This is a genomic window from Mycobacterium sp. (assembly GCF_046095365.1).
Classification (GTDB): Bacteria; Actinomycetota; Actinomycetes; order Mycobacteriales; family Mycobacteriaceae; genus Mycobacterium.
Genome location: NZ_JBJTJF010000166.1, coordinates 1 through 8,144 on the forward strand (window position 1 = coordinate 1; position 8,144 = coordinate 8,144).

Genomic DNA, 8,144 nt, shown 5'->3' on the forward strand with positions numbered 1-8,144 from the left:
GTTCAACCAGCCGTTGACCCAATTGGCCGGCATGTACAACACCCTGCAGTCCGGGGCGGCCAGCGCCGAGCGGGTATTCGACCTCCTCGACGAGCCGGAGGAGACCCCCTCTGCGGCAACCGAACTTCCGGACGGCGCCGGCCGCGTCGAGTTCGAGGAGGTCTGTTTCAGCTATCGGCCGGGCACACCGGTGATCGAGGACATGTCGCTGGTTGCCGCCGCGGGCAGCACGGTCGCCATCGTCGGCCCGACCGGCGCCGGCAAGACCACTCTGGTGAACCTGCTGATGAGGTTCTACGACGTGGACTCCGGCCGGATCCTGATCGACGGGGTGGACATCCGCGCGGCCGGCCGCGATTCGGTCCGGTCGCGATTCGGGATGGTCCTGCAGGACGCCTGGCTGTTCGGCGGGACCATCGCCGAGAACATCGCCTACGGCAGGCCCGGTGCGAGCGAGGACGAGATCGTCGCCGCCGCGCGGGCAGCCCGTGTGGACCGGTTCGTCCGGTCCCTGCCCGACGGCTATGCGACCCGGGTCAGCGACGACGCGGGGAGCATCAGCGCGGGCGAGAAGCAGTTGATCACCATCGCTCGGGCCTTCCTGGCCCGCCCGCAGATCCTGATCCTGGACGAGGCGACCAGTTCGGTGGACACCCGCACCGAACTCCTGGTTCAGCAGGCGATGGTCGAACTGCGCAGGGGACGAACGAGTTTCATCATCGCCCACCGGCTTTCGACGATTCGCGACGCCGACCTGATCGTGGTCATCGACCACGGCAGGATCGTTGAACAGGGCACGCACGCGGGGCTGATGGCGCGCAGGGGCGCGTACTGGGAGATGGCGCGGCAGGCCGGCGTCTAGCGTGGGTTCGCCTCGAGCCTGGGGTTAGAGCCCGGGCCCCTGGGCGCGCAGGTCGTCGACCTCGGCCATCGCCTCACGCAGCTTGCCCAGCCACTCCTCGGCGTGTTCGCCGACCAGCCGCACGCACCAGGCCAGCGCGTCCGAGCGCGACCGGGCGACACCCGCGTCGACCAGGGTGTCGAGCACCTGACGCTCGGGTTGGCGGAGCCGGGTCATCACCGGCACCGCGATGTGGGTGAACAGGATGCGCTGCGGCGCCTCAGCCCCGCCCACCTCGACGCCCCAGGACACCTTGCGGGCGTACCTGTCCTGCGCCTCGTCGGCGATGCGCATCCGCTCGCCGCGGGTGTCCTCGCGGAACCGGGAGGCCCGGCCGGCGGCGCGGGCCGGGGTTTCGTCCTCTCCGGACGGCAGCCGTCCGATGACGGTGATCTCCTCCCGGTCGACGATCACGGTGGGATCGCCGCCGAACCAGTCCTGCGGCAGCCGGCCGGCGAACCATTCGGCGGCGTCCCCGGCGTCGGGCTGGTCGGCCTGCTGCCAGCCGCCGGGCCGGCCGGGACGGCGTGAGTGCATGTTTTGCTTCATGCATTACATAATTACGCTCTTACAGCACTCGTGCCGGGCTTTTCGCTGCGAGTGAAAGCGGGCCGGTTGGCGAAGTCGTCAACCCCGGCGCGCCCCGGCTGGATAATGAGCCGATGGCAGGAAAAGAGCTCGACCCCCAGCGCGCGCGGGCCGCGCGCGACGTCGTCCGTCAGCACCCGGCGATGGCCCTGTTCGCGGCGTCACCGGTGCTCATCGCGGCCGGGGTGGTGTGGTGGCTGGTCGGCCCCGGTTGGGCGCTGGTGTTGCTGGTCGCGGCGCTGGTCGCCGGCGGGATGGCCCTGCTGCGCAAGCGCTGAGGCTCACGCGCCCACGGCGGACCCGGCCCGGCGGGCCCGGTAGAGCCGGACTCCGGCGCTGATGTTCTTCAACGTCTTGACACCCGCGAACGACCATCGGAAACGCTCGTCCTCGCCTATCTGTTCGCGAGCCGACTCCGACACCAGGACCGCCCCCGGGCGCGCCGCGGCTGTGACCCGGCTGGCCAGGTTCACCGGGCTTCCGAACCAGTCGCCGGCCCGGCTGACCGCGGCGCCGTAGCCGATTCCGACCCGGAGCCGAGGCAGCGCTTCGTCGGCCGCCGCGGATTCCAGCAGCGTCAGGGTTGCGTCAAGCAGCGCGGCGGCGTCGGTGGACACGAACATGACGGCATCGCCGATGGTCTTGATGAACCGGACCGGCGGCTGGGCCACCTCGCGGGCCAACGCCCCCAGCCGGTCGGCCAGCCGCTCAAGATCCGCGGGCGGCAGGTCCTCGCCGAGTCGGGTGAACCCGACCAGGTCGGCGAACGCCGCGGCGACCATGCGCGCGCCCGGCAGCGGAATCCCCTGGGCACGTTCGCCGGCGCTGACCGCCTCGGTCTGAACCGCGTGGCGCAACTGAAGCAGCAGCATGTCCTCGATCATCGGGCCGAGCAGCGGTGCCGCCAGCCCTCCGAGCGCCTGCGAGGCCTGCGCGATCTGGAGTTCGCTGACCCCGGGACGCAGGACCGCGCCGAGGGCCGCGGCGCGCATCTCCTCGGCGGCGTTCGACAGCCCGTCGGCGAGAACCCGGACCACCGTGAGCATGCGGTCGGGGTCGATCCCCAGATCGATGAAGTGCTTGACGTGGCGCGCGGTGTCACCGTCGGAGCGCATGAAGGCGGGTTCGTCGGGATCCTCGACCTGGGGCAGGCCGGCGGCCCGCTGGAAGCGGATCAGCAGGTCGAGGTCCAGGCCGACCCGCTCGCTGATCTGACGCGCCGATACGTAGGAACCGTCGTCGCCGAGAGCGCGCCGGGCCGCCAGCAGCATCGGCGCGAAGGACTGCCGGATCTCCTCGACGGCGATGCCCTGATCCAGCAGCCAGCCGATCAACTCGGCACGTTCGGACCGGCTCTCGCCGGTCAGCCCGTCCAGGAGTCCGGTCGACTCGATGTCGTGGCTCACGACACCGCGGGCCGCCGGTCCGCCCACGGCCGGGCCGCCTCGATCTGGCTGCTCAACGACAGCAAGGTGGCCTCGTCGGACGGCCGGCCGACGAGTTGCACAGAGAGCGGCAGGTTTTCGCCCTGCAGGAACCAGGGCACCACGGCGGCCGGCTGGCCGGTGGCGTTGAAGATCGCGTTGAACGGGACCCGCGACGCCACCAACGCCAGCGTGCCGACGCCGCCGCGATGCTGGTACTGCCCGATGCGCGACGGGCCGGCGGCGGTGCCGGGGGTGATCAGCACGTCGAAGTCGTCGAAGATGGACTGGACCCGGGCGGCCAGCGCCGGCTCGGCGGCCCGCACCCGGGCGATCTGACGCTCGGAGATCAGTCCGCCGAGCCGGGCGATCGCCCGGGTGCGCGGCTCGAGGCGCTCCGGGTGCGGCAGTTTCTGCACGTCCTCGTACACCCCGCGCCACATCCGGGGCAGCACATGACCGTAGGTCGCCCAGACCGGATAGTCGGGGTCACGCCAGAACACCTCGTGGCCCAAGTCCCGCAGCAGCGACTCCACGCCGTCGAGCACCCGCTGCTGCGCATGCCCGATCCGGGCCACAACCATCGGGGGAACCTTGGCGCTCAACGCGATTCGCAGCTTGCCGGGTTTCCTGGCCGCGGCTTTGACGAATCCGCCGCGCGGGGCCTTGCCGGTGTGAGTGACGTCGAGGAACAGCGCGGCGTCCTCGACGGTGCGGGCCATCGGGCCGTTGACGCTCAGACCGCACCAGGCGTCCTCGTGCGGGCCGATCGGCACCCGGCCGCGTTGCGGCTTGAGGCCGAACAGACCGCACCAGGTGGCCGGGATGCGGATCGAGCCGGCCCCGTCGGAACCCAGCGCCAGCGGCGCCAGACCGGCCGCCACCGCCGCGCCGCTGCCCCCGCTGCTGCCGCCCGGGGTGACGGCCAGGTCCCACGGGTTGTGGGTGGCCCCGAAGGCGACGGTCTCGGTGAAGGGCCACAGCATCATCTCCGGGACCGCGGTCTTGCCCAGGATCACCGCACCGGCCTCGCGAAGCCGGCGCACCACCTCGCCGTCGCGGGTTGCGGCCAGGTCGTAGGCGCTGCTGCCGAAGCAGGTGAACTCGCCGGCGACGTCGACGTCGTCCTTGACCGCGATCGGGACGCCCAGCAGCGGCAGCCGCTCGCCGGCGTCCAGCCGTTCCTGGGCCGCGGCGGCCTCCCGGCGGGCACTGTCGGCCATCACCACGCGGTAGCTGCGCAGTTCACGGTCGAACCGGGCGATGCGCTCGAGATAGCGCTCAACCAGGGCAGGTGCGGTGATCGCGCCGGCGGCGAGCATGCGGGCCTGCTCGGCGGCGCCGGCGAAGGCGAGGTCGGTGGCGTCCACTCACCGCACAGTAGCCGCTGGCCGCGGGACCCGACCGCTACGGTGGTCCGATGTCCTGTGTGTTCTGTCAGATCGTCGCCGGGACCGCTCCGGCCGTGCGGGTCTACGAGGACGACACGGTCCTCGGCTTTCTCGACATCCGCCCGTTCACCCGCGGCCACACCCTGGTGATCCCCAAGGAGCACAGCGTGGACCTCACCGACACCCCGGCGCCCGCGCTGGCCGCGATGCTGGCCGTCGGTCAGCGCATCGCCCGGGCCACCCGGGCCTCCGGGCTGGCGGCGACCGGGAACAACGTCGCGATCAACGACGGCAAATCGGCGTTCCAGTCGGTGTTCCACATCCATCTGCATGTGATCCCGCGCCGGGACGGCGACCGGGTGTCGTTCGTGAGGGGGATGTTGCTGCGCCGCGATCCCGACCGGGAGACCACCGGGCGGATCCTGCGGGAGGCAGTGGCGGCGCTACCGTGAGCACGCTGGCCGACAAGGCGCTGTCTGCATTCGTGCGCGTTCACGACGCCGTGTACCAGCGGACCAACGGCTTGGTCGGGCACCGGATCCCGGGCGCGCCGAACAGCCTGCTGCTGCACACCGTCGGCGCCAGGACCGGCCTGGCGCGAACCAATACGTTGTCCTACGCCCGCGACGGTTCGGACTACCTGGTGGTGGCCTCAAATGGCGGCGGTGACCGCGCGCCCGGCTGGTACCACAACCTCAAGGCCCGCCCGGAGGTCCGGGTCCAGGTGGGCCGCCGCAGTTTCACCGCAGCAGCGGCCCCGGTGCTGCCCGGCGATCCGGACTACGACCGGCTGTGGCGAATCGTCAACGCCAACAACGCCGATCGCTACTCGGGCTACCAGCAGCGCACCAGACGTCCCATTCCGGTTGTGCGGTTGACACCTCAGTAACAGCGGCCACCCGCCTCACCGGCGCAGCCCGGCCCGCACCGCGGCGGCCGCGAAGACCTCGTCGAGCATCGCCGGCGTGAGCCGTCCGGTGAACATGTTCTGCTGGCTGGGGTGGTAACAGCCCAACAGCCGCACCCCCGAGGCCGCATCCGCCACCGCACCGTGCCCGAACTTCGGCTTGGCCCCTGCGAATTCACCGTCGAGCAGTCGCAGCGCGGCCTTCCAGGCGAACCCGCCCAGCGCGACGACCACCCGAACCGAGGGTGCGATCAGCCGCCACTCGGCGTTGAGCCACGGCTCGCAGGCCGACCGTTCCCCGGGCGTCGGAGCGTTGCCCGGCGGCGCGCAGCGCACCGCGGCGATCACCCGAATGTGCTTGCCGGCCAACCCGTCTCCGGCGTCGACGCTGATCGGCGAGTTCACCAGACCAGCCCGGTGCAGTGCGGCGAACAGCTGGTCGCCGGACCGGTCGCCGGTGAACACCCGGCCGGTGCGGTTGCCGCCGTGCGCGGCCGGGGCCAGACCGAGCACCAGGATGCGGGGCCGGGCCGCGCCCCAGCCGGGGACCGGCCGACCCCAGTACGGTTGCTCGGCGAAGGACCGGCGCTTGACCATGGCGGTCTCCTCCCGCCAGGCCACCAGTCGCGGGCAGGCGCGGCATACGCTGACCTCGGCGCCGAGAGCCGGCAGGTCCGCCGCGGCGGCGGCCAGCCGGGCGACCTCGGCCGCGTCGCGGGCGACGGGCGTGGCCGCGACGGCGGCATCACCCGGCCAGCCGGTGCCCGGGGGGACCGGTGAGTCGAACTCCCGGCCGGTTCGGGGGTGGGGTCGCAGCGTCACGAATCTATGCTGCCTGCAATGACCACCTCCCGCGGGCCGGCGCTGCTGATTCTCACCTCAGCGTTCCTGGCCGCGGCCGCCAACGGCATCTCGATGGTCGCCTTTCCCTGGCTCGTGCTGCAGCGCACCGGCAGCGCGACCGACGCGTCGGTGGTGGCCGGGGCGGCGACGCTGCCCCTGCTGCTGGCCACCCTGATATCCGGCAGCGCAGTCGATCTGCTCGGCCGGCGCCGGGTCGCCATGCTCGCCGACGCCATGTCGGCGGTCTCGCTGGCGGCCATTCCGATCCTGGCCCACACCGTCGGTGCGGACGCACTCAACATCGTCGTGCTCTCCGCGCTGGCGGCCTTCGGCGCGTTCTTCGACCCGGCCGGACTCACGGCGCGACGGTCCATGCTGCCCGAAGCGGCACAGCGCGCGGGCTGGTCGATCGACCAGACCAACAGCCTCTACGAAGCTGGCTTCAACCTGGGCTACCTGACCGGTCCCGGTATCGGCGGAGTGCTGATCGCCACCGTCGGCGGCGTGAACACCATGTGGGTCACCGCCGCGGCGTTCGGCTGCTCGATTCTGACGATGGCCGTGCTGAGGCTGGAGGGGGCGGACCAGCCCGACCCGGAGCAGCGGCCGGAGAGCGTGCTGACCGGGGTGATGGAGGGTCTGCGGTTCGTCTGGAACAACCGGGTGCTGCGCACCCTGGGCCTGATCGACCTCGCGCTGATCGGGCTGTATCTGCCGATGGAGAGCGTGCTGTTCCCGAAGTACTTCTCCGACCGCAACGAACCGGCACAACTGGGCTGGGTGCTGATGGCGCTGTCGATCGGCGGGCTGGTCGGCGCACTGAGCTGGTCGGTGCTGTCCCGGGTGGTGAGCAGGCGGGCGACCGTGCTGACCGCGGTGCTCACCTACGGGGTGGCGATCCTGGTGATCGCGATGCTGCCGCCGCTGCCGGTGATCCTCGTGCTGGCCGCCGTCATCGGCCTGGTGTACGGACCGATCGGGCCGATCTACAACTCGGTCATGCTGACCCTGACCCCGGAGAGCCTGCGCGGCCGGGTGGTCGGGGTGATGACGTCGATGGCCTACGCCTCGGGGCCGGTGGGTTTCATGCTGGCCGGCCCGCTGATCGACGCCTTCGGGCTGCGGGTGGCGTTCGTGGCGCTGGCCGCGCCGATCCTGGTGGTCGCCCTGGTGTGCCCCTGGCTGCCGGCGCTGCGGGAGTTGGACGGGGCGCCCGCCACCGGCTCCTAGACTGGCCGAATGACGGATCTGGCCGAGCTGGCCGCCGAACTCGGCGAGGGCGTGCTCGTCACCGACCCCGACATCCTGGGCTCCTATCGCCACGACCGGGCGGCGGACCCCGCCGCCGGCACCCCGCTGGCCGTCGTGCGGCCGACGAGAACCGAAGAGGTGCAGGCGATTCTGCGCTGGGCCTCGGCGCACCGCGTGCCGGTCGTCACGCGCGGGATGGGCACCGGTCTGTCCGGCGGGGCGACGGCCGTCGACGGCGGAATCGTGCTGTCGACGGAGAAGATGCGGGAGATCACCGTCGACCCGGTGACCCGCACCGCCGTCGTGCAGCCGGGCCTGCTCAACGCCGAGGTGAAGAAGGCCGTCGCCGAGTACGGGCTGTGGTACCCGCCGGACCCGTCGTCCTATGAGATCTGCAGCATCGGCGGCAACGTCGCCACCAACGCCGGCGGGTTGTGCTGTGTGAAGTACGGCGTCACCACCGACTACGTGCTCGGACTGCAGGTCGTGCTGGCCGACGGCACGGCGGTGCGTCTGGGCGGCCCCCGCCTCAAGGACGTCGCCGGGCTGAGCCTGACCAAGCTGTTCGTCGGCAGCGAGGGCACCCTCGGGGTGGTCACCGAGGCGACACTGCGGCTGCTGCCGCCGCAGCACACCACCGCGACAGTCGTCGCCACCTTCGACTCGGTGGAGGCCGCGGCGGGGTCGGTGGTCGAGATCACCGGCACGATCCGGCCCTCGATGCTGGAGTTCATGGACGCCGTCGCAATCAACGCCGTCGAGGACAAACTCAAGATGGGTCTGGACCGCGACGCCGCCGCCATGATGGTGGCCGCCTCCGACGACCGCGGACCGGCCGG

The 8,144-nt window shown here is 71.6% G+C and carries 10 protein-coding genes; 6 read left to right on the plus strand and 4 right to left on the minus strand.

What is annotated here, in order from left to right; genetic code table 11:
* A partial coding sequence (locus ACKOQ4_RS12730) for an ABC transporter ATP-binding protein (RefSeq protein ID WP_526292352.1) occupies positions 1-862 on the plus strand: 862 nt, incomplete at its 5' end.
* 24 nt (positions 863-886) lie between these two features.
* On the opposite strand, the gene abmR is transcribed toward ACKOQ4_RS12730, so the two are convergent.
* Positions 887-1,450, minus strand: coding sequence for an ATP-binding transcription factor AbmR (gene abmR, locus ACKOQ4_RS12735; RefSeq protein WP_526292354.1), 564 nt, complete (start codon positions 1,448-1,450; stop codon positions 887-889).
* Between the two features lie 113 nt (positions 1,451-1,563).
* On the opposite strand from abmR, the gene ACKOQ4_RS12740 reads away from it, so the two are divergent.
* Positions 1,564-1,767 carry a hypothetical protein gene (locus ACKOQ4_RS12740; RefSeq protein ID WP_526292356.1) on the plus strand — a complete coding sequence of 68 codons (204 nt, stop codon included), beginning with the start codon at positions 1,564-1,566 and terminating at the stop codon, positions 1,765-1,767.
* A 3-nt stretch (positions 1,768-1,770) separates the two neighbouring features.
* Here ACKOQ4_RS12740 and ACKOQ4_RS12745 read toward each other — a convergent pair whose 3' ends face one another.
* Complete coding sequence (locus ACKOQ4_RS12745) at positions 1,771-2,922, minus strand: adenylate/guanylate cyclase domain-containing protein (protein WP_526292358.1); 1,152 nt, start codon at positions 2,920-2,922, stop codon at positions 1,771-1,773.
* Entirely contained in the window at positions 2,892-4,235 is a 1,344-nt protein-coding gene (locus ACKOQ4_RS12750) for an amidase (protein ID WP_526292368.1), read from the minus strand. Before ACKOQ4_RS12750 ends, ACKOQ4_RS12745 begins: the two co-directional genes overlap by 31 nt.
* A gap of 98 nt (positions 4,236-4,333) precedes the next feature.
* On the opposite strand from ACKOQ4_RS12750, the gene ACKOQ4_RS12755 reads away from it, so the two are divergent.
* The gene (locus tag ACKOQ4_RS12755) at positions 4,334-4,756 is read left to right on the plus strand and encodes an HIT family protein (RefSeq protein ID WP_526292360.1); all 423 of its coding nucleotides are present in this window, start codon (positions 4,334-4,336) and stop codon (positions 4,754-4,756) included.
* Positions 4,753-5,193, plus strand: a complete 441-nt coding sequence (locus ACKOQ4_RS12760) for a nitroreductase family deazaflavin-dependent oxidoreductase (RefSeq protein WP_526292362.1) — start codon at positions 4,753-4,755, stop codon at positions 5,191-5,193. Before ACKOQ4_RS12755 ends, ACKOQ4_RS12760 begins: the two co-directional genes overlap by 4 nt.
* A gap of 15 nt (positions 5,194-5,208) precedes the next feature.
* Here the strand turns inward: ACKOQ4_RS12760 and ACKOQ4_RS12765 are convergent, their stop codons facing one another.
* A complete protein-coding gene (locus ACKOQ4_RS12765) occupies positions 5,209-6,027 on the minus strand; it encodes a uracil-DNA glycosylase (RefSeq protein ID WP_526292370.1) in 819 nt (272 codons plus the stop codon).
* 24 nt (positions 6,028-6,051) lie between these two features.
* Between ACKOQ4_RS12765 and tap the strand changes: the two genes are divergently transcribed.
* Entirely contained in the window at positions 6,052-7,284 is a 1,233-nt protein-coding gene (gene tap, locus ACKOQ4_RS12770) for a multidrug efflux MFS transporter Tap (protein ID WP_526292364.1), read from the plus strand.
* A gap of 9 nt (positions 7,285-7,293) precedes the next feature.
* Positions 7,294-8,144 (plus strand): FAD-binding oxidoreductase (locus ACKOQ4_RS12775; RefSeq protein WP_526292366.1); only part of this gene is annotated, 851 nt, incomplete at its 3' end.